Here is a 26,793-nt window from a genome sequence, read left to right on the forward strand (position 1 = left end):
CGCCACCACGGCGCCCTCTGCTGTTGCTACGGTGCGGACGAGAGCGGGTTGGAACGGTTGCGCCCGGCGCTCTTGATCCACAGCCAGGAGCCGTTCAGGGCGATCAGCGTCAGAATGACATACTCCAGCGCCATCGCGTATACCCCCTGGTAAGCGAAGATCGCCACGCTGATCACGTCGATAACCACCCACAGCAGCCAGTTTTCCACGTACTTGCGCGTCATCAGGATCATCGCCACGATGGAGAGCACCATCATCGCCGAATCCCAGAACGGGAACGCGTCCGGCTGCAGCTCAGGCATCTGCACGTTCAGCCCCAGCCCTTGCATCACCGCTACCGCGATCTGCGTCAGCCAGGCGAACACGCGGTCGATGTTAAAGGTCATCAGGCCAATGCCGATGACGCAAACCGCCGCCCAGGCCAACGCTTTCGGCAACGGCAGCCAGCGGATCTGCAGCTCAGCCTGATTATCCTGGGTTTGGCGGCTCCAGGCATACCAACCGTAAATGTTGGCGCCGAAAAAGAACAGCTGCAGCAGCAGGCTGGCGTACAGCTGGATCTGGAAGAAAATCACCGCGAACAGCGTGACGTTGATCAGGCCGAACAGGTAGTTGATAATTTTTTCCTTGCTGGCATACCAGATGCACAGCAACCCAAACAGCGTGCCGATGGCTTCGATCCACGACAGATCGTAACCGCCCGCGCCAAGCGGAATATGCACCAGAATATTGCTGGTACTGAAGAAGCTCATGAGGTCATCCTTTTAAACGGTTAAGCGTTGCCTTTAACCTGCATCTTAAGCTGAGCGGCGAAATCCAGCATGCGGTTCAGCGGCACCAGCGCCTTTTCACGCAGCGCGGCGTCCACGTGGATCTCATGCTGCGCGCCCCCCTGCTCCAGCCCTTCGGCAATCGCCTTCAGGCCATTCATCGCCATCCACGGGCAATGCGCGCAGCTGCGGCAGGTCGCCCCTTCTCCGGCGGTCGGCGCTTCGAACAGCTCCTTGTCCGGGCAGGCCTGCTGCATCTTGTAAAAGATACCGCGATCGGTGGCGACGATCAGCTGTTGATGCGGCAATGTTTTCGCTGCCTGAATCAGTTGGCTGGTCGATCCCACCGCATCCGCCAACTCAACCACCGCCTGTGGTGATTCGGGATGCACCAGGATGGCCGCCTGCGGATAAAGTGCCTTCATGCGCCGCAGCGCCTGAGTCTTGAACTCGTCATGGACAATGCAGGCGCCTTGCCAGCACAACACGTCAGCGCCGGTCTGCTTCTGCACGTAGCTGCCGAGATGGCGATCCGGCGCCCAGATGATCTTCTCGCCCAGGCTGTCCAGGTGTTCGATCAGCTCAACGGCGATGCTGGAAGTGACCACCCAGTCGGCGCGTGCTTTGACGGCCGCCGAGGTGTTCGCATAGACCACCACGGTACGATCGGGGTGGCTATCGCAAAACGCATGAAACTCCTCTTCCGGGCAGCCCAGATCCAGCGAACATTCGGCAAACAGCGTCGGCATCAGCACCTGCTTTTCCGGGCTGAGGATCTTGGCGGTTTCCCCCATGAAGCGCACGCCGGCCACCAACAGCGTGGAAGCCGGATGAGCGCTGCCGAAGCGCGCCATTTCCAGCGAATCCGCCACGCAGCCGCCGGTTTCTTCCGCCAGCGCCTGGATTTCCGGATCGGTATAATAGTGGGCGACCATCACCGCATTGCGCTGCTTGAGCAGGGTTTTGATCTTTTCGCGATAAAAGGCTTTTTCGGCTACGTCCAGCGGAACCGGTTTAGGCGGGAAGGGATACACCGCCGCATTGACATCAAACATTTCACTCATCGCTGCAATCTCATGCTAGGCTGGGCGCCTGCCGCGTGAATATCGCCTGCCGCAACGCCCTTCGTTTTATATACTAAACAAAATACCTAAAACTGCGCGAAAAGTCCGCTGATATTTTCATATTTGCGCACCTATTGTTTAATAGATTAAAACACAGGAGTTACCCGTGCAGTTCACAGTGGATTAACAGCCTGGCGAGAACGTATAGCCGTTCAGAGAACAGCGGGATGACGATCGGTGCGGTGTTGAAACGAGAAAGCACGAATGTAGGTGACGGTGCTGCAGATGCGAAAAAAGCGCCAAAAGGCGCTTTTCTCTGAATTGGTGGGTCGTGCAGGATTGATTCGGCCTGTGGCCTCACCCTGCGGGCAACGCTGCGCGATGCTCGAACCTGAACGCAGGATCTCACCCGCACGACTCGGTGAACTCTGTTAGCAAGAGGATAAAGTAGAGTCTGGTGGCGCAGATGCGAAAAAAGCGCCAAAAGGCGCTTTTCTCTGAATTGGTGGGTCGTGCAGGATTCGAACCTGCGACCAATTGATTAAAAGTCAACTGCTCTACCAACTGAGCTAACGACCCGCAGTGTGGTGGGTGATGACGGGCTCGAACCGCCGACCCCCTCCGTGTAAAGGAGATGCTCTACCAACTGAGCTAATCACCCACTGCTGTGGTACTGCTATTTTTCACACCTTGCTCTATCAAAGCGTGGTGGGTCGTGCAGGATTCGAACCTGCGACCAATTGATTAAAAGTCAACTGCTCTACCAACTGAGCTAACGACCCACTGATGTGGTTTACTGCTGATGGCGAATAGGCTATTGGAACCGACTCGCGGAAAACAAGGATGGGGATGTTCAGGACAACTCGACGGGTACTCGACTCAGACCTTTACTTTGCCACATCAAACCTATTCTGAAGCTGCCATTCTTAAAGAATGGTGGGTCGTGCAGGATAACTCGGCCTTTGGCCTCGCCCTTGCGGGCCATCACCGGAGTGATGTTGTCTCGCTTCGCGAGACTCGAACCTTTACGGTTCTTATCCTTTACGATTCTCTATCGCAGCCATTCTTAAAGAATGGTGGGTCGTGCAGGATTCGAACCTGCGACCAATTGATTAAAAGTCAACTGCTCTACCAACTGAGCTAACGACCCATAACAGTGGTGGGTGATGACGGGCTCGAACCGCCGACCCCCTCCGTGTAAAGGAGATGCTCTACCAACTGAGCTAATCACCCACTGTTGTGGTTACTGCTACTTCAGAAATTGGTGGGTCGTGCAGGATGACTCGGCCTTTGGCCTCGCCCTGACGGGCCATCACTTCGTGATGTTATCCTTCCCGATTCCACTTCATTTCTTGCTTCAAAATTGGTGGGTCGTGCAGGATTCGAACCTGCGACCAATTGATTAAAAGTCAACTGCTCTACCAACTGAGCTAACGACCCAATTTCCCTGCCGCTTTAACATCTTGCAAGATGTCTTGGCAACGGCGGCATATATTACTAATTTATCTTGGCAGCGCAACCTAAATTTTTGACTGATGCGTTCAACTGCTTGTTCTTCACGCGAATGAGCCCAGAAATCGGTCAAATCGACTAACTTCTGGGCTCATTTTTCTGACTGTTAACCGCCTACGCGACTTTTCGCCTGTTTGGCCGCCGCACTGGTTGGGTACTGTTTAATCACCTGCTGGAACACGGCTTTGGCTTTATCGGCCTGCCCTTTCTCCTGCATGATGATACCCACCTTGTACATGGCGTCCGGCGCCTTCGGTGATTTAGCGTAATTCTTCACCACCACCGCAAAATAGTAGGCCGCGTCGTCTTTTTTACCCTTGTTGTAGAACAACTGGCCCAGCCAATAGTTGGCGTTGGGCTGGTAGGTAGACTTCGGGTACTGTTTTACGAAAGACTGAAAGGCGGAAATCGCCTGGTCATACTGTTTTTTTTCCAGCGCCAGAGAAACAGCGGCGTTGTAGTCGCTGTTCTCATCACCGCCGCTCGGCGTTGCAGACGCGGCTGCAGGCGCGCTGCCGCCCGCATCGGAAGATGCGCCTGCGGCTGCCCCACCGGCAGCGCCCGCGGCCGCAGAGGCGCTCTGAGCGCCGCCCTGGCTGAGGCTATCCATCTGTTGATAGATTTGCTTCTGGCGTTCAACCACCTGATTCAACTGATACTGGCTTTCCTGGATTTGCCCACGGAGAGAATCAATGTCGCGTTGGTTATCAGAGAGTTGTTGCTGGAGTTGATTTAAAAGCTGGCCTTGAGCATTACTGATGCGCTCAAGCGAGGTGACGCGGTCTTCGACCGAGCCGGAGCCGACATTACTGATTGGCGCTTGGGCAGTAGCGGCCCAAGGGGCCGCTACGCCAACCAGTAACGACAGACTCAACAGGTGACGTCTGAAGTTACTGTTCATGCGATTCTCTTAGTAAACCAGAACGGCACGACGGTTTTTAGCATAAGCAGCTTCGTCGTGGCCCAGTACTGCTGGTTTTTCTTTACCGTAAGAAACGATAGAGATCTGGTCAGCGGAAACGCCTTTACCCTGCAGGTACATTTTAACGGCGTTAGCACGGCGCTCACCCAGAGCGATGTTGTATTCCGGCGTGCCGCGTTCGTCAGCGTGGCCTTCAACGGTCACTTTGTAAGACGGGTTGTTACGCAGGAATGCAGCGTGCGCGTCCAGCATCTGAGCGAATTCGGAGCTTACGTCATACTTGTCCAGGCCGAAGTAAACGATGTTGTTCTTCTGCAGTTCTTGCATCTGCAGACGAGCTTGTTCTTCGGAAGACAGGTTGCTGCTGCCGTTTTCCATACCAGTGCCAGCGCCCATACCAGATTGGTCGTTGTTTGCGCTTTTGTTAGAACTACAAGCTGCTACAGCCAGAACTGGCAGTGCCAGCAGAAGCCCTTTCAGCACTTTGTTCAGTTGCATTTCTTTGATCCTTTTATAGTTTGCCATACATATTTACACATGCATCACAGATACGGCGACCAGGCAGGGAATTTGACCTGTCCATCAGTTGCCGGAAGACGCGCTTTGAAACGCCCATCAGTTGACACCAACTGCAGCACGGAGCCCATACCTTGCGTGGAGCTATAGATCACCATGGTGCCGTTTGGCGCAATACTAGGCGTTTCATCCAGGAAGGTGCCGGTCAAAACCTGAACGGCGCCCGATCCAAGATCTTGTTTGGCGATGTGTTGTGCACCACTGTTGGTGCTCACCATCACCAGGAATTTACCGTCGGAGCTGACTTCAGAATCCTGGTTCTGAGCGCCTTCCCACGTCAGACGCTGTGCGGCACCGCCGCTGGCGCTGATTTTATAAATCTGCGGACGCCCGCCCTGGTCGGAGGTAAACGCCAGAGACTGGCCATCCGGGAACCAGGTCGGTTCGGTGTTGTTGTTGCGGCCATCGGTCAGCTGCGTGATCTGGCCGGAGCCGAGGTTCATCACGTACAGGTTCAGACTGCCGCTCTTGGACAGCGCGAAGGCCAGCTTGCTGCCATCCGGCGAGAACGCCGGCGCACCGTTGTGGCGCGGGAACGAGGCGATCTGGCGAATAGCGCCGTTAGCCAGGGTCTGCACCACCAGCGCGGAACGGCCGCTCTCGAAGGTCACGTAAGCCAGTTTGCTGCCGTCCGGCGACCAGGCCGGTGACATCAGCGGCTCAGGCGAACGGTGCACCGTGAACTGGTTGTAACCGTCGTAATCCGCTACGCGCAGCTCATACGGGAATTTCCCGCCGTTGGTCTGCACGACGTAGGCGATACGGGTACGGAACGCGCCCTTGATGCCGGTCAGCTTTTCGAACACTTCGTCGCTGGCGGTATGGGCAGAATAACGCAACCACTGTTTGGTTACTTTATACTGGTTCTGCGCCAATACGGTGCCCGGCGAACCCGAGGTATCCACCAGCTGGTAGGAGATCAGGTAGCTGCCGTCGGCGCCAGGTTGAACCTGGCCGACAACCACGGCATCGATGCCCAGCGCAGTCCAGGCCGCCGGCGTCACTTCAGACGCGGAGGTCGGTTGCTGCGGCATGCGCGCCACGTCGATCGGGTTGAATTTGCCGCTGTTGCGCAGATCCGCGCCGACAATCTTGCCGATATCTTCCGGCGGCGTGCCTGGGCCCGCCCATTTAAACGGCACCACGCCAATCGGACGAGCGGAGTCGACCCCTTGGGTGATTTCAATGCGAACTTCCGCGTGCAACACGGACGCCCACAGAATTAAAAAACCTAGCGCTACTCGAAATGCCTGCTTCATCTCATCTCCCTTATCCAGGCGGGATGCCTGCGATAAATTAGCAGAATTTTAACAAACCAACTTACGTAAAACTACATAATCCCTGTTGGTTACCTTAGTACATCCCTGTGATATCACTCACTCAATCAACCGTTATTACGGTTTGAATTCAAGGATAGAATTCTTAAAGTGCTGATAAACGGCATCGCTCGGCGGCTTCGGTATATGCGCCAACTTGGCGGCAGACACCGCTGCTTGGCACAGTGCAGGATCGCCCCCCGCCGCTTGTACGCTTATCAGCAGGCCGTCCGGCGCCAGCTTGATACGCAGGTCACAGGTTTTTCCGGCGAACGAACTGGCGTCATAGAACTTGCTCTCTATCGCGCCTTTGACCTGCCCCATATAACCGCTGATATCCGCCCCGCTGGCCCCAGCCGTCTTGGCATTGCCCTGCCCGGCCGGTTTACCGTCGCCCTTCGATTTGGCACCGCCGCCTTTCGGCGCGTTCTTGCCGTCCGCCAGGCCGCCAAACAGATCGCTAACTTCATCCGATTGTTTCGCAGCCTCAGCGGCGGCCTTCTTCTTGGCGTCCGCTGCGGCTTTCTTGGCAGCAGCTGCTTTCTCAGCGGCGGCCGCTTTCTTCTCTGCCTCGGCGGCAGCCTTCTTCTCGGCTTCCGCTGCGGCTTTCTTCTCGGCTTCAGCGGCCGCTTTCTTCTCCGCGGCCTCTGCGGCTTTTTGCTCTGCGGCGGCGGCGGCGGCTTTCTTCGCCTCTTCCGCCTGTTTCTTGGCGGCGGCAGCGGCGGCCGCTTCTTTCTTGGCTTCCGCTTCGGCTTTCTTCTGCGCGTCCGCCTGCGCCTTGGCGACCTTGTCCGCTTCGGCCTTCGCCTTGGCGGCGGCGGCTTCGGCGACCTTCTGTTGCTCTTTGGCCTTGGCTGCGGCGGCTTCCGCCGCTTTTTGCTGCTCGGCGGCCTGTTTCTGCTGCTCCGCTGCCTTCTGCTGTTGCTCAGCCTGCGCTTTGGCGTCCTGCGCAGCTTTCTCCTGCGCCGCCAAACGCTCTTTCTCCAGCTCTTTCAGGCGCTGTTGCTGCTCCGCCTGCTTCTGCTGAAGCTCTTCGGCCTGTTGCTCCGCTTTTTTCTGGCGCTGCTTCTCGGCACGCTGCGCATCGTTGCTCTGCTGCTGCTGGCGGTTGTATTGCTCCACCACCGCGCCGGGATCGACCATCACTGCGCCCACCACGGTGCCATCACCGCCACCGCCGGCGCCCATGTCGACCTTTTCCTGCAGCGATCCCCAAATCAGCAGGGCAATCAATATGAAGTGCAGAACGACCGAAACAATAACGGCGCGGTTCAGCTTATCGTTTTGCTCAGTTGCCTTTACCAAAATAGATTCCCAAAAACTGGTGTTGCTTATACGGGGTTCCTGGGCCGCAGCGCAGGAACCGGGTTGCCGTTCGCCTTACGGTCAGATCGGCTGGGTCATCAGCCCCACGGAAGCCACGCCCGCCTGATGGAGAATATTCAATGCCTTGATAATCTCATCGTAAGGGACTTCCTTCGCACCGCCGATCAAAAAGACCGTTTTCGGGTTAGCCGCCAAACGCGACTTGGCTTCGGCCGCGACTTGCTCAGGCGGCAGCAGCTCCATACGGTTGTGATCCACCACCAGGGTGTATTGACCTACGCCGGAAACCTCGAGGATCACCGGCGGATTGTCATCGCTGGACACCGTTTTGGAATCGGTGGCGTCCGGCAGGTCAACCTCCACGCTCTGCGTGATGATTGGCGCGGTTGCCATAAAGATCAGCAGCAGCACCAGCAACACGTCGAGCAGCGGAACGATGTTAATTTCGGACTTCAGCTCGCGCCGACTACGTCCACGTACTCTCGCCATGCTACCTCCTACTTATTTGCTGTCGCTGGAGAAGGCCTGACGATGCAGAATAGCGGTGAACTCTTCCATAAAGTTGTCGTAATTCTGCTCAAGCTTGTTGACGCGCTGGTTGAGACGGTTATAGGCCATTACCGCCGGGATGGCGGCGAACAGACCGATCGCGGTGGCGATCAGCGCTTCGGCGATACCCGGCGCCACCATCTGCAGCGTGGCTTGCTTCACCGCGCCCAGTGCGATAAAGGCGTGCATGATCCCCCACACGGTGCCGAACAGGCCGATATACGGGCTGATCGAACCGACGGTGCCGAGGAACGGAATATGGGTTTCCAGCGTTTCCAGCTCGCGGTTCATCGAAATGCGCATCGCGCGCGACGCCCCTTCGATCACCGACTCCGGCGCATGGTTGTTGGCGCGGTGCAGGCGGGCGAACTCTTTGAACCCGGAATGGAAGATCTGCTCGGAACCGGTCAGGCTATCGCGACGCGCCTGACTTTCCTGGTACAGACGGGAAAGCTCGATACCGGACCAGAATTTGTCTTCAAAGGCTTCGGCGTCACGCGTCGCCGCATTGAGGATGCGGGTGCGCTGAATGATGATCGCCCAAGAGGCTACCGAGAAGCATATCAAAATCAACATGATAAGCTTAACCAGCAGGCTCGCCTTCAAGAATAAATCTAGGATGTTCATGTCAGTCACTGCTTAAACTCCGCGACAATAGACTTAGGAAGCGCTCTTGGCTTCATTTGGTGTGGATCAATACAGGCAATCAGGACATCTGCCTGGCTCAGTAGGGCCCCGTCAGAATTGACAATGCGTTGAGCAAACGTGAGAGAAGCCCCGCGCAGACAGGTGATTTCGCTCTGGACCTCCAGTTGCTCGTCGAGACGAGCCGGAGCCAGATAATCCACCGTCATGCGCCGGACGACAAAAGCGACTTGTTCACTGAGCAGCTGCTGTTGATGAAAGTTGTGCTGACGCAGCATCTCTGTGCGCGCTCTTTCAAAAAAGGCGACGTAGCGGGCGTGATAGACCACACCACTGGCATCGGTATCCTCGTAGTAAACGCGAACCGGCCATCGAAACAACGTATTACTCACTCTACTTCCCAGCAATGCAATTTAACGCTGCTACTATACGCAAGACGGATCGGGTTGGGAATGGGTTACAAGATGGGAATGAAAATAATTATGGGCCGTGAGGGCCCATAACATGGGGACATCGGGGAGATTATAAAGAAACGTAAAGTAATCCTGCGCACAAGATCACAATTGCGGGAAGTGGCGCGAAAAAGGCGCGCCAGACGCTGCGCTGCGGGCGGAATCCGAAACCGTGGATCACCCCGGCGCACACCGCCCAAATCAGCAACAGCCCTTCCCAAATCTCCAGCGAGCTGGTTTTGGCGGCGAAACGCGTCGGATCCCAGAACACGCACCCCGCCAAAATCAACGCCAGCACCAGGGAAAGGGCCCGGATCGGGCCCCTGTCGGTGACAGCGTACAGCTTGTCAATCACGGACGAGCTCATCACTTACCGTCTTGCTGAGCTTTGGTCGCTTCGCTCTGCTCAAGCGCCAGCGCCGTGATGATGCCGAAGGCGCAGGCAAGAAGCGTTCCGAGAATCCAGGCAAAATACCACATGGTTTAGCTCCTTATCCTTAGTACAGCGAATGCTTGTTGTTTTCGATGTAGTTCTTGTCGAGGCGACCGAACATTTTGTAGTACGACCAGCTGGTGTACGCCAAAACGATAGGCACGAAGATCGCCGCCACGACGGTCATCACTTTCAGCGTCAACAGGCTCGACGTCGCGTCCCACATGGTCAGGCTGACGTTAGGCACGGTGCTGGACGGCATCACGAACGGGAACATGGTGACCCCGGCGGTGAGGATGACGCAGGCGATGGTCAGCGACGAGGTGACGAACGCCAGCGCGCCTTTCTCCAGACGCGAGAACAGGATGGTGAACAACGGCAGCACCACGCCCAGCGCAGGCAACGCCCACAGCAACGGATACTTGTTGAAGTTGATCAGCCAGGCACCGGCCTGATGCGCCACTTCTTTACGCATCGGGTTGGATTCCGCCATGGTGTCCAGCGCCGACGTCACGACGAAGCCGTCGATGCCTTTTACCAGCCATACGCCCGCCAGCAGGAAGCACACCGCCATGATCAGCGTCGCGATCTGCGCCGCGGCGCGTGAACGCAGGTGGATCTCGCCGGTGGTGCGCATTTGCAGGTAGGTCGCCCCCTGGGTGACCAGCATGGTCAGGCTGACCACGCCCGCCAACAGACCGAACGGGTTCAGCAGTTGGAAGAAGTTGCCGGTGTAGAACAGGCGCATGTATTCGTCCATGTGGAACGGCACGCCCTGCAGCAGGTTGCCGAACGCCACGCCGAATACCACGGCAGGCACAAAGGAGCCGATGAAGATGCCCCAGTCCCACATGTTGCGCCAGCGGCTGCTCTCCAGCTTGGAACGGTAGTCGAAACCGACCGGGCGGAAGAACAAGGCGGCCAGCACCAGGATCATGGCGACGTAGAAGCCGGAGAAGGCCGCTGCGTAGACCATCGGCCAGGCGGCGAACAGCGCGCCGCCGGCGGTGATCAGCCACACCTGGTTACCGTCCCAGTGCGGGGCGATGGAGTTGATCATCACCCGGCGCTCGGTATCGGTTTTCCCGATGATGCGCACCAGAATGCCGACGCCCATGTCGAAACCGTCGGTGACGGCGAAGCCGATCAGCAGTACGCCAACCAGGACCCACCAAATAAATCGCAGTACTTCATAGTCAAACATACGTGGACTCCTGTTTAGCGCGCTTCCTGCACGGCGGCAGTCGGTTGTTCAAAGTGATAGCGGCCGGTTTTCAGGCTGCTTGGACCCAGACGCGCAAACTTGAACATCAGGTACAATTCAGCCACCAGGAACAGGGTGTACAAGCCGCAGATCAGCCCCATCGAGAACAGAATGTCGCCCGCGGTCAGCGAAGAGTTGGCGACCGCCGTCGGCAGCACCTCACCAATCGCCCACGGTTGACGGCCGTATTCCGCCACGAACCAACCGGACTCGATCGCGATCCAAGGCAGCGGCAAACCGTACAGCGCCGCGCGGTGCAGCCATTTTTTCTGGCCGATGCGGCCGCGGATCACGTTCCAGAACGACAGGCCGATGATCAGCAGCATGATCACGCCACAGGCCACCATGATGCGGAAGGCGAAGTACAGCGGCGCCACGCGCGGAATGGAGTCCTTGGTCGCCAGCTGGATCTGCGCTTCCGTCGCGTCGGTGACGTTCGGGGTATAGCGCTTCAGCAGCATGCCGTAGCCCAGGTCTTGCTTGGTTTTGTTGAATTCGGCGCGCACCGCAGGATCGGTGTTGCCGCCGCGCAGCTCTTCCAGCAGCTGGTAGGCTTTCATCCCGTTGCGGATACGCACTTCATGCTGCGCCATCAGATCTTTCAGGCCGGTGACCTGAGTGTCCGTGGAGCGGGTGGCGATCAGGCCAAGCGCATACGGGATCTGAATAGAGAAGGAGTTTTCCATCTTGTCCTGATCGGGAATGCCGAACAGGGTGAAGGAGGCCGGCGCCGGCTGGGTGTCCCATTCCGCTTCGATAGCGGCCAGTTTGGTTTTCTGCACGTCGCCCATTTCGTAGCCGGATTCATCACCCAGAACGATAACGGACAGAATGGCAGCCATACCGAAGCTGGCAGCGATGGCGAAGGAGCGCTTGGCAAAGGCGATGTCGCGGCCTTTCAGCAGGTAGTAGGAGCTGATGCCCAGAACGAACATCGCGCCACAGGTGTAGCCGGAAGCCACGGTGTGAACGAATTTCACCTGCGCAACCGGGTTAAGCACCAGTTCGGAGAAGCTGACCATCTCCATGCGCATGGTTTCGAAGTTGAAATCCGAAGCGATCGGGTTCTGCATCCAGCCGTTGGCGACCAGGATCCACAGCGCGGACAGGTTGGAGCCGAGGGCCACGAACCAGGTTACCGCCATGTGCTGCACCTTGCTCAGACGATCCCAGCCGAAGAAGAACAGGCCGACCAGCGTCGATTCAAGGAAGAACGCCATCAGACCTTCGATAGCCAGAGGGGCCCCGAAGATATCGCCGACGTAGTGAGAGAAATACGACCAGTTAGTCCCGAACTGGAACTCCATGGTCAAACCGGTGGCCACACCCAGAGCAAAGTTAATCGCAAATAACTTTCCCCAGAATTTGGTCATGTCTTTATAGATTTGTTTGCCAGACAGGACATATACCGTTTCCATAATTGCCAGCAAGAACGCCATACCGAGCGTTAATGGGACAAATAAGAAATGGTACATCGCCGTTAAAGCAAACTGTAAGCGCGACAGTTCGACAATATCAAACATCTTGACTCCTTGCTCCTCGCAGGAAGACTCCGACACGCGGTTATCGGCACGCCTCTTTCAAAGCCGCCAGTAACGCCCCGCAGTGAATGCCCTTAAACACAACAAATTTGATCCAGCTTCTCCGCTTTCAACCGCACACTCGGCCAATAGCCCCTCGGGCCGCCGACAAGCACGCCACTGAAAACCGACAACGGGTAACAAATGCAACAAGATCAACCATCCATAATCACAACATGGATGATACTCGCCCAATCCCACACAATAAATAGGTTTTTACGTGACGTGGGTTAGACTTTTGGTTACAGGTCAAATCTTAGCCGAAAGAGGTACTTCGGGCTAATTTGATCTGAGACAATTTAAGCCTATCCGCATCTTATTTCCATATTCATCAGCACATTTCGCATAATTTTCTTAGGGTCATGTTGCGCAATGGTTTAATTGTTTTTTAATGATATTTTTGTGTTAAATAAATGTAATTTAAAAGAGCCGCCATTGTATTATTACGCGCTTATTATGCGACATAATTAACCTTTTATTTCCAATAAGCCGTGACAGTGATAGCAGTCACAAAACAACAAATCTCTCTCCAATATTAGTCTATTTCTCGCGATGGGATCGTAAAGGTTGCGATTTTGTAGCAAAATGACCACTTATGTTAAAATTGCATTGAGTGACAATAACTTATGAAAAAAATCATCTTTGCCTCTGTCTTGGGACTCTCGGGAAACGCCATGGCCGCCGAAACGGTAAATATCACCCTGCTGGGCACCTCCGATCTGCACGGCACCTTCGTGCCCTGGGACTACGCCAGCGACACGGAAAATCTGGCGGGCAGCCTGAGCCAGATAGCCACCCAGGTCAAAAAAGTGCGGGCCGAGCAGCCCAACCTGATCCTGGTGGACGCCGGCGACACCATTCAGGGCAACTTCGTCGAAACCTTCAAGCATGAGGCCGTCAGCCCGATGATGCTGGGCCTCAACGCGCTCAATTACGATGTCTGGGTGATGGGCAACCACGAGTTCGACTTCGGCCTGCCGGTGCTGGCCACCCCGCTCAAGCAGTTCAAGGGCGCGGCGCTGGCGGGCAATATCGTCTGGGACAATGGCAAGCCCTATCTGCCGGCTTACACCATCGTCGAACGCCAGGGCGTGAAGATCGGCATTATCGGCATGGACACGCCGATGACCGCGGAATTCGCCAAGGGCACCGATCGCATCAAAGGGCTGAACTTCACCGATCCGGTGCAGGCGGTGAAACAGGTCATCAGGCAAATCGACGGCCAGGTCGACGCCATCGTGCTGGTGGCGCATATGGGCATCGACAACGAAAATCAGCGCCCCGGCACCGGCGTGGCCGACATCGCCAACGCCAACCCGGAGCTGGCGGCGATCGTCGCCGGCCATATGCATGTGAAGATCGACAAAGCGGTGGTTAACGGCGTCATCATTACCGAGCCGGATAAATACGGCCGCGCGCTGTCGCGCATCGATCTGCAGTTTGAGCGCCGCGACGGCAAGTTCACGCTGATCGACAAAAACAGCTACACCTACGCCATCAAGGGGATGACGCCGGACAGCGCCCTGCAAGCGCTCTACCAGCCGTACCATGACATTTTGCGCGCCAACGCCAACCGGGTCGTGGCGAAGCTGAGCGGCAGCGATCTGGTGCCCGCCGACGAATTCCGCGGCATTCCCCAGGTGCACGTGCAAGATACCGGCATCAGCGCGCTGTTCCAGCAGGCCGCCCGCCACTATGCGCCTCTGGCGCAGGTGATCGCCCTGCAGATCGACAACGATCGCGCCAGGCTGGACGTCGGCGACATCAAGGCCAAGGATATCGCCTTTAACTACCAATACGCCGGCGGCGAGATCACCGTGTATCAGCTCAACGGCAAAGCGCTTAAACGCTACATGGAGTGGTCCGCCGGTTACTTCAATCAGCTGCAGCCGGGCGACGTCACCTACAGCTTTAACCCGGTGCGGCGTTCGTCCAAATATTCCACCAACGATTTCTTCGATGGCGTCACTTACACCATTGACCTGCGCCAACCCGCCGGCTCACGCATCGTCGATCTGCGTCTGACGGATGGCACACCGGTCACCGACGATATGCCGATCCGCCTGGGTATGAACAGTTACCGCATGGGCCACCTGACGCAAAAGGGTGGCGCGCTGGAGGGGCAATCCTTCCCGGTGCTGTTCGACAGCAAAGCCCAATACGGTGAAGAAGAAGGTACTATCCGCCACCTGACTCTGCGTTACCTGACGGAGGTGAAACACGGCCACTATCAGGGCGTGCCGCCGCAGCGCTGGAAGCTGATCGGCATGGAGGGTTACGAACCGCAGCGGGCGATCGTCAAACGGCTGCTCAACGAGGGCGTCATCCAGGTGCCGACCACCGACGACGGCCGCTACACCAACGTCGCGTCGATCAACGTCAAAGACGCGCTGTTCCGCAACGCCGACGATTACCGCGCCGCCCTCACCTCTCTGGATCAACAGCGGCAAGCCGCCGCGGATCCGGTGCAACAGCGTCGCCTGCAGGATCGGATCGCGTTGATCAAGGCGCTCAACGACTTCTGATCTTCGCCCATAAAAAAGGCCACCCTATGGGTGGCCAAACATGTCGAGATATTGTTATTTCGTACTAAATTCTTAGCGCTTCAGCACCGCTTTTACCGCGTCGCCGATGTCCGCCAGGCTGCGAACGGTTTTCACGCCAGCGGCTTCCAGCGCAGCAAACTTCTCGTCCGCCGTGCCTTTGCCGCCTGCGATGATGGCGCCCGCGTGGCCCATACGCTTGCCTTTCGGCGCGGTCACGCCGGCGATGTAGCCGACAACCGGTTTGGTGACGTGTTCTTTGATGTAAGCTGCCGCTTCTTCTTCAGCGCTGCCGCCGATCTCACCGATCATCACGATCGCTTCGGTCTGCGGATCCTGCTGGAACATCTTCAGGATATCGATGAAGTTGGAGCCCGGGATCGGGTCGCCGCCGATGCCCACGCAGGTGGACTGGCCCAGACCGGCATCGGTGGTTTGTTTCACCGCTTCATAGGTCAGGGTACCGGAACGGGAAACGATGCCCACTTTGCCCGGCAGGTGGATGTGGCCAGGCATGATGCCGATTTTGCACTCGCCCGGGGTGATCACGCCAGGGCAGTTCGGCCCGATCATGCGCACGCCGGCTTCGTCCAGCTTCACTTTCACGGTCAGCATGTCCAGCGTCGGGATGCCTTCGGTGATGGTGATGATCAGTTTGATGCCGGCATCGATCGCTTCCAGGATGGAGTCTTTGCAGAACGGCGCTGGAACGTAGATGACCGAGGCAGTGGCGCCGGTCGCTTCAACCGCTTCGCGCACGGTGTTGAACACCGGCAGGCCCAGGTGCTGAGTGCCGCCTTTGCCCGGGGTTACGCCGCCAACCATTTTGGTGCCGTAAGCGATAGCTTGTTCGGAGTGGAAAGTCCCTTGGCTACCGGTGAAGCCCTGGCAAATTACTTTGGTGTTCTTATCGATTAAAATGGACATTATTTACCCTCCACTGCTGCAACAACTTGCTGAGCCGCATCAGTCAGGCTGGTCGCAGCAATGATATTCAGGCCGCTGTCCGCCAGTTTCTTGGCGCCCAGTTCGGCGTTGTTCCCTTCCAAGCGCACCACCACCGGGACGTTAACGCCCACTTCGGCCACTGCGCCGATGATGCCGTCGGCGATCAGATCGCAACGTACGATACCACCGAAGATGTTAACCAGAACCGCTTTCACCTTGTCGTCGGACAGGATGATTTTGAACGCTTCGGTCACGCGCTCTTTGGTCGCGCCGCCGCCAACGTCCAGGAAGTTGGCCGGTTCGCCGCCGTGCAGTTTAACGATGTCCATGGTGCCCATTGCCAGACCGGCGCCGTTAACCATGCAACCGATGTTGCCGTCGAGGGCAACGTAGTTCAGTTCCCACTGAGCCGCACGGGATTCACGCTCGTCTTCCTGGGAAGGGTCACGCATTTCACGCAGTTCCGGCTGGCGGAACAGGGCGTTGCCGTCGGCGCCCAGTTTGCCGTCCAGGCATACCAGATCGCCCTGCTTGGTGATCACCAGCGGGTTGATCTCAACCATCGCCAGGTCGCGCTCCAGGAACAGCGTCGCCAGGCCCATGAAGATCTTGGCGAACTGGCTGACTTGCTTACCGGTCAGGCCCAGTTTGAAGGCCAGCTCACGGCCCTGATAAGGCTGTGGACCCGCCAGCGGATCGATGGTCATTTTGTGGATCAGTTCAGGGGTTTCTTCCGCCACCTTCTCGATTTCCACGCCGCCTTCGGTAGACGCCATGAACACCACGCGACGGGTAGAACGATCCACTACCGCGCCCAGGTACAGCTCTTTATCGATGTCGGTCGCCGCTTCTACCAGGATCTGGTGAACCGGCTGGCCCAGCGCGTCAGTCTGGTAAGTCACCAGACGCTTGCCCAACCAGGCTTCCGCGAAAGCACGGATATCTTCTTTGCTGTTGACGACTTTAACGCCGCCCGCTTTACCGCGGCCGCCAGCATGAACCTGACATTTCACCACCCACGGGCCGGAGCCGATTTTGGATGCGGCTTCTTCTGCTTCACGCGGAGTGGTACAGGCGTAACCGGTTGGTGCCGGCATGCCATACCGAGCAAACAGCTGTTTTGCCTGATATTCGTGTAAATTCATGATGTTCTATCCATTCAGTTCTGAAGGTTTTTAGCCGGACCATTATTACGCGGTAAACCGCATGGTTTTCCGGCCACATAGCACAGAGTGCGGGCGCGGCATGCCGCGCCCGGCAAGGGTTACTAGACGTCCAGCAGCAGACGAGCCGGATCTTCCAGCATCTCTTTGACCGTCACCAGATAACCGACGGATTCTTTACCGTCGATCAGGCGGTGGTCATAAGACAGCGCCAGATACATCATCGGCTGGATCACCACCTGACCATTGACCGCCATTGGACGATCTTTGATGGCGTGCATGCCCAGGATGGCGCTCTGCGGCGGGTTGATGATCGGGGTGGACATCAGGGAGCCGAATACGCCGCCGTTGGTAATGGTGAAGTTACCGCCGGTCAGCTCTTCCACGGTCAGTTTGCCGTCGCGGCCCTTAACGGCCAGCTCTTTGATTTTCTTCTCGATGTCAGCCATGCTCATGGCATCTACATCGCGCAGTACCGGCGTCACCAGGCCGCGCGGGGTAGAAACCGCGATGCTGATGTCGAAGTAGTTGTGGTAAACCACGTCGGAACCGTCGATCGACGCGTTCACTTCCGGGAAGCGCTTCAGCGCTTCAACCACCGCCTTGATATAGAAGGACATGAAGCCCAGACGCACGCCGTGACGCTTCTCGAAGGCTTCGCCGTACTGCTTGCGCAGATCCATGATCGGCTGCATGTTGATTTCGTTGAAGGTGGTCAGCATCGCGGTGCTGTTCTTCGCTTCCAGCAGACGCTCGGCGACGCGTTTGCGCAGGCGAGTCATCGGCACGCGTTTTTCGCTGCGGCCGGCCAGAGCAGGCTGCGGTGCGGCTTCAGCGGCGGCGGCCGGTTTGGCAGCGGCGCCGCCTTTGGCCAGGTGCGCTTCCACGTCTTCACGCGTGATGCGGCCACCCACGCCGGTGCCTTTGATGGCGCCGGCATCGAGATCGTGTTCGGCGATCAGGCGGCGAATCGCCGGGCTGAGCGCGTCATTGCTTTCTTCTTCCAGGCTCGCGGTAGCGCGCTGGGCAGGCGTGGCTTCTTTCTCCTGGCTCTTTTCAGCGGTCGGCTTGCCGGAGCTGTCGCCCGGACGGATGCGGCCGAGCAGCTGGCGAGACAGTACGGTCGCGCCCTCTTCTTCCACGATAGCATCGAGAATGCCCGCTTCACTGGCCGGCACTTCCAACACCACTTTGTCGGTTTCGATTTCAACCAGGACTTCATCACGCTGCACGCTGTCGCCCGGTTTTTTGTGCCAGGTGGCTACGGTCGCATCGGCAACCGATTCAGGAAGGTCAGGAACCAGAATATCTACGCTACTCATTTAGCTTTCCCTTAAGTTTTTTATCATCTGCTTGCCGGCCCCTCGGCCGGCAAGCGAGCGAACATTAGTCAATATTCAGCGCGTCGTTCACCAGAGCCTGCTGCTGCTTCTGGTGTACGGACATATAGCCCACCGCCGGAGAAGCGGAGGCCGGACGTCCTGCGTAGCGTAAAGAAGCCCCGAACGGCACCACTTCACGGAAGTTATGTTGGCTGCAGTACCAGGCGCCCTGGTTCAGCGGCTCTTCCTGACACCAGACGAAATCATGCACGTGCGAGTATTGCTCCAGCACGGCCTGCACGGCCTGATGCGGGAACGGATACAGCTGCTCGATACGCACGATGGCCACGTCTTTCTGCTCGTTCTTGCGACGCTGTTCCAGCAGGTCGTAGTAGACCTTACCGGAGCACAGCACGACGCGCTTGACCGCTTTCGGATCCAAGTCGTCGATCTCGCCGATCGCCGGCAGGAAGGTGCCGTTGGCCAGTTCGTCCAGCGAAGAAATCGCCAGCGGGTGACGCAGCAGCGACTTCGGCGACATCACCACCAGCGGACGGCGCATACCGCGCAGCGCCTGACGACGCAGCATATGGTAAACCTGCGCCGGCGTGGACGGGACGCACACCTGCATGTTCTGCTCTGCGCACAGCTGCAGATAGCGTTCCAGACGCGCGGAAGAGTGCTCTGGGCCCTGGCCTTCATAGCCGTGCGGCAGCAGCATCACCAGGCCGCACATACGGCCCCATTTTTGCTCGCCGGAGCTGATGAACTGGTCGATAACGACCTGCGCGCCGTTGGCGAAGTCGCCGAACTGCGCTTCCCAGATGGTCAGCGTGCGCGGTTCCGCCGTCGCGTAGCCGTATTCGAACGCCAGCACCGCTTCTTCGGACAGCACGGAGTCCCAGACCTTGAATTCGCCCTGGCCGCTGTGTATGTTCGCCAGCGGAACGTAGACGGAACCGTTTTTCTGGTTGTGCACCACCGCGTGGCGGTGGAAGAAGGTACCGCGGCCGGCGTCTTCGCCGGAGATGCGGATTGGAATGCCTTCATCCGCCATGGTCGCGTAGGCCAGCGTTTCGGCGGCGCCCCAGTCGAACGGCTTGTTGCCCGCCGCCATCTCGGCGCGGTCCGCGTAGATTTTCGCCACGCGCGACTGCATTTCGATCGCTTCCGGCACGGTGCTGATGCGGCGGCCCAGCTCCTGCAGGCGCTTCATCTCAACCTTGCTCGGGTACTCTTCGTCCCACTCGTGGTTCAGGTACGGTGACCAGGTGAAGGAGTGCAGGTTCATCGGACGCCATTCTTCAACCACACAATCGCCGCGGTCGAGCGCGTCGCGGTACAGGTTGACCATTTCCGTGGCATCTTCCAGGCTGGCCACTTTCTGCTCGGTCAGAACGTCAGCGTAGATTTTGCGCGGCGTAGGGTGTTTCTTGATCTTCTGATACATCACCGGCTGGGTGGCGCTCGGCTCGTCGGCCTCGTTGTGCCCATGGCGACGGTAGCAGACCAGATCGATCATCACGTCACGCTTAAAGGTGTTACGGAAATCCAACGCCAGGCGGGTGACGAAGGCCACGGCCTCCGGATCGTCCGCGTTAACGTGGAAGATCGGCGACTGAACCATTTTGGCGATGTCGGTGCAGTATTCGGTAGAGCGCGCATCCAGCGGGTTGGAGGTGGTGAAACCAACCTGGTTGTTGATGACGATACGCACAGTGCCGCCCACTTCGTAGCCGCGAGCCTGAGACATGTTCAGGGTTTCCTGAACCACGCCCTGGCCGGTGATGGCGGCGTCACCGTGGATGGTGATCGGCAGCACCATGTTGCTGCGCGCTTCGTCCAGACGATCGCGACGGGCACGTACCGAACCCATGACCACCGGGCTGACGATCTCCAGGTGCGACGGGTTGAACGCCAGCGCCAGGTGAACCATGCCGCCTTCGGTTTCCACGTCGGAAGAGAAGCCCTGGTGATATTTCACGTCACCGGTGCCGAGGTGTTCTTTATGCTTGCCGGCGAATTCGTCGAACAGGTCGGCCGGCTTTTTGCCCAGCACGTTGATCAGCACGTTCAGACGGCCGCGGTGGGCCATGCCCAACACCACTTCGCGCGTGCCGTTCTTACCGGCGTGGCGCACCATCTCTTTCAGCATCGGCACCAGCGCGTCGCCGCCTTCCAGCGAGAAGCGTTTGGCACCCGGGAATTTGGCGCCCAGGTAACGTTCCAGGCCTTCTGCCGCGGTCAGCTCGTTCAGGAAACGGCGTTTTTCGTCGGCGGTAAAGCTGGCGCGCCCCACCACCGACTCGATGCGCTGCTGGATCCAGCGTTTCTCTTCGGTGTTGGTGATGTGCATGTACTCAGCGCCGATCGACCCGCAATAGGTCTGCTTCAGCGCCGCGTACAGATCGCCCAGCTTCATGGTTTCTTTGCCGATGGCGAAAGAGCCCACGTTGAAGGTTTCCTGGAAATCGGCTTCGGTCAGGTTGTGGTAAGCGGGATCAAGGTCAGGAACTTGCTCGCGCTGCCACAGGCCGAGCGGATCGAGGTTGGCATGCTGATGCCCGCGGAAGCGGAAGGCGTTGATCAGCTGCAGTACCTTGACCTGTTTGGCGTCGGTTTCCGGATCGGTGATGGTGGTATTGTAGCGCGCGGAGTCTTTCGCCAGGCGGCGGAAGTAATCGCGCGTTTGAGAGTGAAGCTGATCGGGTTTGACACCCGCGGTTGGTAGCTGTTGAAAAATGGAACGCCAGCTATCTTCAACGGAACCCGGATCGGTTAAGAAGTCTTCATAGAGCTGCTCTATGTAAGACTGGTTCGCGCCCGCCAGATAGGAGGAATCCAGCCAGGCCTTCATTGCGCCGTTCTGCATCATGATCCCTTAAGCTTTGAAGCTTTAGTTTTCGCCGTGGTTAACATAATTACCGTGATGAATACGGTTTGCCGTAAAACGGTTCACTCGACGTACTTGCGGCCATGACGGCCCGATACGTTCTGTTATGGACCTTGCGGTCCCTTACAAGGAACCTCTAAAAACCGGCGGAAGAACCAGGCTGCATAGCGCCGCAGCCGCGGGTCAGTTTTTAGAGGTTCCCTCCCCTATGGGATGTGCGCCGGAAAAGAGCCCGGCGCAGCATCTCATTCCGTTTATGCGCCGCGTTGCAGCAGCATGGACTTGATATGCCCGATCGCACGCGTCGGGTTCAAGCCTTTAGGACATACACTGACACAATTCATAATGCTATGGCAGCGGAAAACACTAAAAGCGTCGTCCAGATCATCTAAACGTTCTTGCGTTTCCGTGTCACGGCTGTCGATCAGGAAGCGATACGCCGCCAACAGACCGGCAGGCCCGATGAACTTGTCCGGGTTCCACCAGAACGATGGGCAAGAGGTCGAGCAGCAGGCGCACAGAATGCACTCGTACAGACCGTCCAGCTTGGCGCGCTGCTCCGGCGACTGCAGGTGCTCGCGCGCCGGCGGGTTCTTGCCGTCGTTCAGCAGGTATGGCTTGATCTTTTCATACTGGGTGTAGAACTGGCCCATATCCACCACCAGATCGCGCACCACCGGCAGACCCGGCAGCGGACGGATCACGATCTTGCCGTTGCCTTTGCGCAGTGACGAAATCGGGGTGATGCACGCCAGGCCGTTTTTACCGTTCATGTTCAGGCCATCGGAACCGCACACGCCTTCGCGGCATGAGCGACGGAACGACAGGGTCGGATCTTTTTCTTTCAGCTGGATCAACGCATCCAGCAGCATCATGTCGCGACCTTCTTCCGCTTCCAGGGTGTAGTCCTGCATGTGCGGCGCGTCATCGACATCCGGGTTGTAGCGATAAATGGAAAATTCGAGTTTCATCTGTCGATCTCCGCAATTAGTAAGAACGCACTTTCGGCGGGAATGCCGGGCGCAGCTTCGGTTGCATGTTCACTTCACGACGCGTCATGCTTTCCGATTGCGGCAGATACAGCGAATGGCACAGCCAGTTGGCGTCATCGCGTTCCGGGTAGTCGAAGCGGCTGTGTGCGCCACGGCTCTCGGTACGGAAGTTGGCCGACACGGCGGTGGAATACGCGGTCTCCATCAGGTTATCCAACTCCAGGCACTCGATGCGCTGGGTGTTGAACTCGCTGGAGGTATCGTCCAGGCGTGCGTTCTTCAGACGTTCACGGATCACTTTCAGTTCTTCCAGGCCCTTGGCCATCGCATCGCCTTCGCGGAATACCGAGAAGTTGTGCTGCATGCAAGACTGCAGCGCTTTGCGAATTTCGACCGGGTCTTCGCCGGAACGGGTGTTGTTCCAACGGTTCAGACGATCCAGCGAGGCTTCCACGTCGGAGTCGCTGGCGTCACGGCTCACGCCCTGCTCTTCCAGCGATTCCTGCAGGTGCATGCCGGCGGAACGGCCGAACACCACCAGGTCGAGCAGCGAGTTGCCGCCCAAGCGGTTGGCGCCGTGCACCGATACGCAGGCGATTTCGCCCACGGCGAACAGCCCCGGGATCACCACGTCTTCGCCTTTCTCGTTCACGGTCAGCGCCTGGCCGGTCACTTTGGTCGGAATGCCGCCCATCATATAGTGACAGGTTGGGATAACCGGGATCGGCTCTTTCACCGGATCGACGTGCGCGAAGGTGCGGGACAGTTCCAGAATGCCCGGCAGACGGGATTCCAGCACGTCTTTACCCAGGTGATCCAGCTTCAGCTTGGCGTGCGGGCCCCAAGGACCGTCGCAGCCGCGGCCTTCGCGGATTTCGATCATGATCGAACGGGCAACCACGTCGCGGCCCGCCAGATCTTTGGCGTTCGGCGCATAACGCTCCATGAAGCGCTCACCGTGTTTGTTCAGCAGGTAACCGCCTTCGCCGCGGCAGCCTTCGGTCACCAGCACGCCCGCGCCGGCGATGCCGGTCGGGTGGAACTGCCACATTTCCATGTCCTGCACCGGCACGCCGGCGCGCAGCGCCATGCCGACACCGTCACCGGTGTTGATGTGGGCGTTGGTGGTGGACTGGTAAATACGGCCTGCGCCGCCGGTCGCCAGCACGGTGGCCTTGGCTTTGAAGTAAACCACTTCACCGGTTTCGATGCAGATAGCCGTGGTGCCGACCACCGCGCCGTCCTGGTTTTTCACCAGATCCAGCGCATACCACTCGGAGAAGATGGTGGTGTGGTTTTTCAGGTTCTGTTGGTACAGGGTGTGCAGCAGCGCGTGGCCGGTACGGTCGGCTGCGGCTGCGGTACGCGCCGCCTGCTCGCCGCCGAAGTTCAGCGACTGGCCGCCGAACGGGCGCTGATAGATGCGGCCGTCGTCCAGACGAGAGAACGGCAGGCCCATGTGTTCCAGTTCCAGAATCGCTTCCGGGCCGGTTTTACACATATATTCGATGGCGTCCTGGTCACCGATATAGTCGGAACCTTTCACCGTGTCGTACATATGCCATTCCCAGTTGTCCTCGTGGCTGTTGCCCAGCGCGACGGTGATGCCGCCCTGTGCGGACACGGTATGGGAACGGGTCGGGAAAACTTTGGACAGCAGGGCACAGGTCGAGCCCGCTTGGGAAATTTGCAGCGCGGCACGCATGCCCGCGCCGCCGGCGCCGATTACGACGGCATCAAACTCTCTGACTGGCAGTTTCATTTAAGCACCCCACACTACGATTGTTCCGTACAGTAAATAGACCAGCAACGCGACCACGACAGCCAGCTGCAGCACCAGGCGAACCGCCAGCGGCTTGACGTAGTCCGTCAGCACCTGCCACAGCCCGATCCAGGCGTGCACCAGAATCGACAGCAAGGTCAGCAGAGTGAACACTTTCGTAATGGAAGTGGCGAAGAAACCGCGCCAGATGTCATAAGTGAGTTCCGGGGCCGTGACGAAGAAGCCCAGGATATACAGGACGTACAGGGTGATGATGATAGCGGAAGCGCGCAGCAGCAGCCAATCGTGCACGCCGTTGCGCCCTAATGCAGAAACGTTGTTTACCATACGAGGACTCCAGCCAGAACTGACAGCACGACGGTCAGACCGATCGCCACCTGGGCGGAACGGGTACCGGCGGCCAAACTCTCTTCGATGTAGCCAAAATCCATTAACAAGTGACGGATGCCACCGCAAATGTGATAGGCCAGCGCCGTGAGGATGCCCCAGAATATGAATTTGACGATGAAGCTATTCATGATGGCGGCCGCCTGCAGGAACCCCTCTTGGGAAGAGAGTGACAGGCCCAGCAGCCAGAGGAGGATACCCACGGCAACGAAGGTAATTACGCCAGAGACTCGGTGTAAGATAGACGCTATCGCAGTTACAGGGAACCGGATCGTTTGCAGATCCAAGTTGACAGGTCGTTGTTTTTTCACGTATTTGCCCACACAGCTCTTATTATTTTCCTTCCTCCGGGCCTGGGCGGGGATCAGACAGCGTTAAGAGCCTAAAACCCTTACACGTCACGCGCTCAAACATCAACATCCTCTGTGCTCAAACGGCGCGCATTTATAACGCTGGGTGCTCCTACTTCAGGGTAATCCGGAGACCTGGCGGCAGTATAGGAGGATCACATTCTGATTACAATTCTCATACAACCGCTTTGATAACATTTCCCCCGAACAGTGATTCAGATCACGGATTTCACAATTAGTGCAAAATTAATTATCTGATTTGACAAGAGATCAACATTTCCATTACATATAGGGGCACAAACGGTCCTATGATGCGCTATGGGTCAGCAGATACACTTCCCCCCGGGTTCGAGTTATGCAACAGTGTATTTGACGAACCTATCCCAATAGCCGTTGTTTCCCGCTCGATTTTGCCGGCGTCAAAAAGCAAATAAAGCAAATAAAAACAGATTATTGGGATAGGTTCACATCTCTTCGAACAGCTCATAGGTAAGATTAACAGACTATAACGAATTACTATGAATCGTTAACAACTGGTCACCCGTCTCGTTCGCCTGGTCAGCACTCTGTACCCTACCCGCGCACAGTTGCGCAGTCGCTCACAGAGTTAGCGTCCGCACCATTTTTTTGCGGGCAACCTGCAGAGATTTAAGGTATTTCAGTTGTTAGTGGTTTTTAAAATAAGGCGCTAAGGAGACAGTAAATGACTGATAAGAAAGCGACGCTAACCATTAACGACAGCGAAGCTCCGATCGAACTGGGCGTATTGACACCGACACTGGGCCCTGATGTCCTCGATGTCCGCGCTCTGGGTTCCAAAGGTTATTTCACATTTGATCCCGGCTTTACCTCCACCGCTTCTTGCGAATCCAAGATTACCTTCATCGACGGCGACAAAGGCGTGCTGCTGCACCGCGGCTTCCCTATCGAGCAGCTGGCGAAAGAATCTTCCTATCTGGAAGTGTGCTACATCCTGCTGTACGGCGAGACCCCGACGCCGGAAGAGTTCGAGACCTTCAAGACCACCGTCACCCGCCACACCATGATCCACGACCAGATCACCCATCTGTTCCGTGGTTTCCGTCGTGACTCGCACCCGATGGCGGTGCTGTGCGGCGTGACCGGCGCGCTGGCGGCGTTCTACCACGATGCGCTGGACGTCAACAACGAGCGTCACCGTGAAATCACCGCGTTCCGTCTGCTGTCCAAAATGCCGACCGTGGCGGCGATGTGCTACAAATATTCCCTGGGCCAGCCGTTCGTTTACCCGCGCAACGATCTGTCCTATGCCGGCAACTTCCTGCACATGATGTTCGCCACCCCGTGCGAAGAGTACGTGGTGAACCCGGTGCTGGAACGCGCCATGGACCGCATTCTGATCCTGCACGCCGACCATGAGCAGAACGCCTCTACCTCGACCGTGCGCACCGCCGGCTCTTCCGGCGCCAACCCGTTCGCCTGCATCGCGGCCGGCATCGCCTCCCTGTGGGGACCGGCGCACGGCGGCGCCAACGAAGCGGCGCTGAAAATGCTGGAAGAGATCAAGACCGTCGAGCACATTCCGGAATTCATCAAGCGCGCCAAGGACAAGAACGACTCCTTCCGCCTGATGGGCTTTGGCCACCGCGTGTACAAGAACTACGATCCGCGCGCTACCGTGATGCGCGAAACCTGTCACGAAGTGCTGAAAGAGCTGAACAAGAAGGACGACAACCTGCTGCAGGTCGCGATGGAGCTGGAACACATCGCGCTGAACGATCCGTACTTCATCGAGAAGAAACTGTACCCGAACGTCGACTTCTACTCCGGCATCATCCTGAAGGCGATGGGCATTCCTTCTTCCATGTTCACCGTGATCTTCGCCATCGCGCGCACCATCGGCTGGATCGCCCACTGGAACGAAATGCACGACGAAGGCATCAAAATTGCCCGTCCGCGTCAGCTGTACACCGGCTATGCCGAACGCGATTTCAAATCCCAGCTGAAAAACAAGTAAGCCGCTT

Annotated in this window: 23 protein-coding genes, 6 tRNA genes and 2 other RNA genes; 2 read left to right on the plus strand and 29 right to left on the minus strand. The window is 57.6% G+C overall.

The features are described from left to right. Positions 1-26 precede the first annotated feature (26 nt). From pnuC to cydA, 21 genes are all read right to left on the minus strand, one after another. Positions 27-752 (minus strand): nicotinamide riboside transporter PnuC, encoded by a 726-nt coding sequence (gene pnuC, locus ACUTSC_RS09100; RefSeq protein WP_048232945.1) that lies wholly within the window; start codon positions 750-752, stop codon positions 27-29. Positions 753-772: 20 nt separating this feature from the next. Next, positions 773-1,834: a quinolinate synthase NadA gene (gene nadA, locus ACUTSC_RS09105; RefSeq protein WP_015376982.1), complete on the minus strand. Its 1,062-nt coding sequence runs from the start codon at positions 1,832-1,834 to the stop codon at positions 773-775. 322 nt (positions 1,835-2,156) lie between these two features. After that, a non-coding RNA gene (locus ACUTSC_RS09110) (RtT sRNA) lies at positions 2,157-2,263 on the minus strand. A gap of 74 nt (positions 2,264-2,337) precedes the next feature. Then, positions 2,338-2,413 (minus strand) — tRNA-Lys (locus tag ACUTSC_RS09115). 6 nt (positions 2,414-2,419) lie between these two features. Then, positions 2,420-2,495: transfer RNA gene (locus tag ACUTSC_RS09120), tRNA-Val, on the minus strand. A gap of 45 nt (positions 2,496-2,540) precedes the next feature. Beyond that, positions 2,541-2,616, minus strand: a tRNA-Lys gene (locus ACUTSC_RS09125). 152 nt (positions 2,617-2,768) lie between these two features. Further along, positions 2,769-2,893: non-coding RNA, RtT sRNA (locus tag ACUTSC_RS09130), on the minus strand. Positions 2,894-2,908: 15 nt separating this feature from the next. Next, a tRNA-Lys gene (locus ACUTSC_RS09135) sits at positions 2,909-2,984 on the minus strand. Between the two features lie 7 nt (positions 2,985-2,991). Then, positions 2,992-3,067 (minus strand) — tRNA-Val (locus tag ACUTSC_RS09140). A gap of 131 nt (positions 3,068-3,198) precedes the next feature. Then, positions 3,199-3,274: transfer RNA gene (locus ACUTSC_RS09145), tRNA-Lys, on the minus strand. A 178-nt stretch (positions 3,275-3,452) separates the two neighbouring features. Continuing rightward, the gene (gene cpoB / locus ACUTSC_RS09150; RefSeq protein ID WP_033647153.1) at positions 3,453-4,247 is read right to left on the minus strand and encodes a cell division protein CpoB; all 795 of its coding nucleotides are present in this window, start codon (positions 4,245-4,247) and stop codon (positions 3,453-3,455) included. A gap of 9 nt (positions 4,248-4,256) precedes the next feature. Beyond that, positions 4,257-4,766: a peptidoglycan-associated lipoprotein Pal gene (gene pal, locus ACUTSC_RS09155; RefSeq protein ID WP_025160033.1), complete on the minus strand. Its 510-nt coding sequence runs from the start codon at positions 4,764-4,766 to the stop codon at positions 4,257-4,259. 44 nt (positions 4,767-4,810) lie between these two features. After that, the gene (gene tolB, locus ACUTSC_RS09160; RefSeq protein WP_033655159.1) at positions 4,811-6,103 is read right to left on the minus strand and encodes a Tol-Pal system beta propeller repeat protein TolB; all 1,293 of its coding nucleotides are present in this window, start codon (positions 6,101-6,103) and stop codon (positions 4,811-4,813) included. A 135-nt stretch (positions 6,104-6,238) separates the two neighbouring features. Then, positions 6,239-7,465, minus strand: coding sequence for a cell envelope integrity protein TolA (tolA, locus tag ACUTSC_RS09165; protein WP_197766739.1), 1,227 nt, complete (start codon positions 7,463-7,465; stop codon positions 6,239-6,241). An 81-nt stretch (positions 7,466-7,546) separates the two neighbouring features. Further along, positions 7,547-7,975, minus strand: coding sequence for a colicin uptake protein TolR (tolR, locus tag ACUTSC_RS09170; RefSeq protein ID WP_004939859.1), 429 nt, complete (start codon positions 7,973-7,975; stop codon positions 7,547-7,549). A gap of 12 nt (positions 7,976-7,987) precedes the next feature. Then, positions 7,988-8,671 carry a Tol-Pal system protein TolQ gene (gene tolQ / locus ACUTSC_RS09175; protein ID WP_004939862.1) on the minus strand — a complete coding sequence of 228 codons (684 nt, stop codon included), beginning with the start codon at positions 8,669-8,671 and terminating at the stop codon, positions 7,988-7,990. Beyond that, entirely contained in the window at positions 8,668-9,072 is a 405-nt protein-coding gene (gene ybgC, locus ACUTSC_RS09180; protein WP_025160034.1) for a tol-pal system-associated acyl-CoA thioesterase, read from the minus strand. The genes tolQ and ybgC overlap by 4 nt, the downstream gene beginning before the upstream one ends. Positions 9,073-9,202: 130 nt before the next feature. Beyond that, the gene (gene ybgE / locus ACUTSC_RS09185; RefSeq protein ID WP_197766932.1) at positions 9,203-9,499 is read right to left on the minus strand and encodes a cyd operon protein YbgE; all 297 of its coding nucleotides are present in this window, start codon (positions 9,497-9,499) and stop codon (positions 9,203-9,205) included. After that, positions 9,499-9,612: a cytochrome bd-I oxidase subunit CydX gene (gene cydX / locus ACUTSC_RS09190; protein ID WP_004939868.1), complete on the minus strand. Its 114-nt coding sequence runs from the start codon at positions 9,610-9,612 to the stop codon at positions 9,499-9,501. Before cydX ends, ybgE begins: the two co-directional genes overlap by 1 nt. Positions 9,613-9,629: 17 nt before the next feature. Continuing rightward, complete coding sequence (gene cydB, locus ACUTSC_RS09195) at positions 9,630-10,769, minus strand: cytochrome d ubiquinol oxidase subunit II (protein ID WP_063991116.1); 1,140 nt, start codon at positions 10,767-10,769, stop codon at positions 9,630-9,632. Positions 10,770-10,783: 14 nt separating this feature from the next. Continuing rightward, entirely contained in the window at positions 10,784-12,352 is a 1,569-nt protein-coding gene (gene cydA / locus ACUTSC_RS09200; RefSeq protein WP_019454034.1) for a cytochrome ubiquinol oxidase subunit I, read from the minus strand. 683 nt (positions 12,353-13,035) lie between these two features. On the opposite strand from cydA, the gene ACUTSC_RS09205 reads away from it, so the two are divergent. Continuing rightward, on the plus strand, positions 13,036-14,934 hold the full coding sequence (locus tag ACUTSC_RS09205) for a 5'-nucleotidase C-terminal domain-containing protein (RefSeq protein WP_197766740.1): 1,899 nt from the start codon (positions 13,036-13,038) through the stop codon (positions 14,932-14,934). Between the two features lie 72 nt (positions 14,935-15,006). Here the strand turns inward: ACUTSC_RS09205 and sucD are convergent, their stop codons facing one another. The 8 genes from sucD to sdhC form a co-directional block, all read right to left on the minus strand. Then, entirely contained in the window at positions 15,007-15,879 is an 873-nt protein-coding gene (gene sucD, locus ACUTSC_RS09210; protein ID WP_004939878.1) for a succinate--CoA ligase subunit alpha, read from the minus strand. Further along, positions 15,879-17,045 carry an ADP-forming succinate--CoA ligase subunit beta gene (gene sucC / locus ACUTSC_RS09215; protein WP_025301883.1) on the minus strand — a complete coding sequence of 389 codons (1,167 nt, stop codon included), beginning with the start codon at positions 17,043-17,045 and terminating at the stop codon, positions 15,879-15,881. Before sucC ends, sucD begins: the two co-directional genes overlap by 1 nt. A gap of 122 nt (positions 17,046-17,167) precedes the next feature. Then, the gene (odhB, locus tag ACUTSC_RS09220; protein ID WP_033637469.1) at positions 17,168-18,385 is read right to left on the minus strand and encodes a 2-oxoglutarate dehydrogenase complex dihydrolipoyllysine-residue succinyltransferase; all 1,218 of its coding nucleotides are present in this window, start codon (positions 18,383-18,385) and stop codon (positions 17,168-17,170) included. A 64-nt stretch (positions 18,386-18,449) separates the two neighbouring features. Next, positions 18,450-21,257 carry a 2-oxoglutarate dehydrogenase E1 component gene (gene sucA / locus ACUTSC_RS09225; protein ID WP_004939884.1) on the minus strand — a complete coding sequence of 936 codons (2,808 nt, stop codon included), beginning with the start codon at positions 21,255-21,257 and terminating at the stop codon, positions 18,450-18,452. 275 nt (positions 21,258-21,532) lie between these two features. Beyond that, positions 21,533-22,249: a succinate dehydrogenase iron-sulfur subunit gene (locus ACUTSC_RS09230; RefSeq protein WP_004939885.1), complete on the minus strand. Its 717-nt coding sequence runs from the start codon at positions 22,247-22,249 to the stop codon at positions 21,533-21,535. Between the two features lie 16 nt (positions 22,250-22,265). Further along, positions 22,266-24,032: a succinate dehydrogenase flavoprotein subunit gene (sdhA, locus tag ACUTSC_RS09235; RefSeq protein ID WP_060423638.1), complete on the minus strand. Its 1,767-nt coding sequence runs from the start codon at positions 24,030-24,032 to the stop codon at positions 22,266-22,268. Next, positions 24,033-24,380: a succinate dehydrogenase membrane anchor subunit gene (gene sdhD, locus ACUTSC_RS09240; RefSeq protein WP_004939891.1), complete on the minus strand. Its 348-nt coding sequence runs from the start codon at positions 24,378-24,380 to the stop codon at positions 24,033-24,035. Then, entirely contained in the window at positions 24,374-24,763 is a 390-nt protein-coding gene (gene sdhC / locus ACUTSC_RS09245; RefSeq protein WP_004939893.1) for a succinate dehydrogenase cytochrome b556 subunit, read from the minus strand. The genes sdhD and sdhC overlap by 7 nt, the downstream gene beginning before the upstream one ends. Positions 24,764-25,493: 730 nt before the next feature. On the opposite strand from sdhC, the gene ACUTSC_RS09250 reads away from it, so the two are divergent. Beyond that, entirely contained in the window at positions 25,494-26,786 is a 1,293-nt protein-coding gene (locus ACUTSC_RS09250) for a citrate synthase (protein ID WP_016928730.1), read from the plus strand. Positions 26,787-26,793 lie beyond the last annotated feature (7 nt).

The organism is Serratia sp. TSA_105.2, from assembly GCF_052692115.1.

Coding starts and splice junctions, on each gene's coding strand:
- pnuC (WP_048232945.1), bottom strand. CDS start 752: ATGAGCTTCTTCAGTACCAGCAATATTCTGGTGCATATTCCGCTTGGC.
- nadA (WP_015376982.1), bottom strand. CDS start 1,834: ATGAGTGAAATGTTTGATGTCAATGCGGCGGTGTATCCCTTCCCGCCT.
- cpoB (WP_033647153.1), bottom strand. CDS start 4,247: ATGAACAGTAACTTCAGACGTCACCTGTTGAGTCTGTCGTTACTGGTT.
- pal (WP_025160033.1), bottom strand. CDS start 4,766: ATGCAACTGAACAAAGTGCTGAAAGGGCTTCTGCTGGCACTGCCAGTT.
- tolB (WP_033655159.1), bottom strand. CDS start 6,103: ATGAAGCAGGCATTTCGAGTAGCGCTAGGTTTTTTAATTCTGTGGGCG.
- tolR (WP_004939859.1), bottom strand. CDS start 7,975: ATGGCGAGAGTACGTGGACGTAGTCGGCGCGAGCTGAAGTCCGAAATT.
- ybgE (WP_197766932.1), bottom strand. CDS start 9,499: ATGAGCTCGTCCGTGATTGACAAGCTGTACGCTGTCACCGACAGGGGC.
- cydX (WP_004939868.1), bottom strand. CDS start 9,612: ATGTGGTATTTTGCCTGGATTCTCGGAACGCTTCTTGCCTGCGCCTTC.
- cydB (WP_063991116.1), bottom strand. CDS start 10,769: ATGTTTGACTATGAAGTACTGCGATTTATTTGGTGGGTCCTGGTTGGC.
- cydA (WP_019454034.1), bottom strand. CDS start 12,352: ATGTTTGATATTGTCGAACTGTCGCGCTTACAGTTTGCTTTAACGGCG.
- ACUTSC_RS09205 (WP_197766740.1), top strand. CDS start 13,036: ATGAAAAAAATCATCTTTGCCTCTGTCTTGGGACTCTCGGGAAACGCC.
- sucD (WP_004939878.1), bottom strand. CDS start 15,879: ATGTCCATTTTAATCGATAAGAACACCAAAGTAATTTGCCAGGGCTTC.
- sucC (WP_025301883.1), bottom strand. CDS start 17,045: ATGAATTTACACGAATATCAGGCAAAACAGCTGTTTGCTCGGTATGGC.
- odhB (WP_033637469.1), bottom strand. CDS start 18,385: ATGAGTAGCGTAGATATTCTGGTTCCTGACCTTCCTGAATCGGTTGCC.
- sucA (WP_004939884.1), bottom strand. CDS start 21,257: ATGCAGAACGGCGCAATGAAGGCCTGGCTGGATTCCTCCTATCTGGCG.
- ACUTSC_RS09230 (WP_004939885.1), bottom strand. CDS start 22,249: ATGAAACTCGAATTTTCCATTTATCGCTACAACCCGGATGTCGATGAC.
- sdhA (WP_060423638.1), bottom strand. CDS start 24,032: ATGAAACTGCCAGTCAGAGAGTTTGATGCCGTCGTAATCGGCGCCGGC.
- sdhD (WP_004939891.1), bottom strand. CDS start 24,380: ATGGTAAACAACGTTTCTGCATTAGGGCGCAACGGCGTGCACGATTGG.
- ACUTSC_RS09250 (WP_016928730.1), top strand. CDS start 25,494: ATGACTGATAAGAAAGCGACGCTAACCATTAACGACAGCGAAGCTCCG.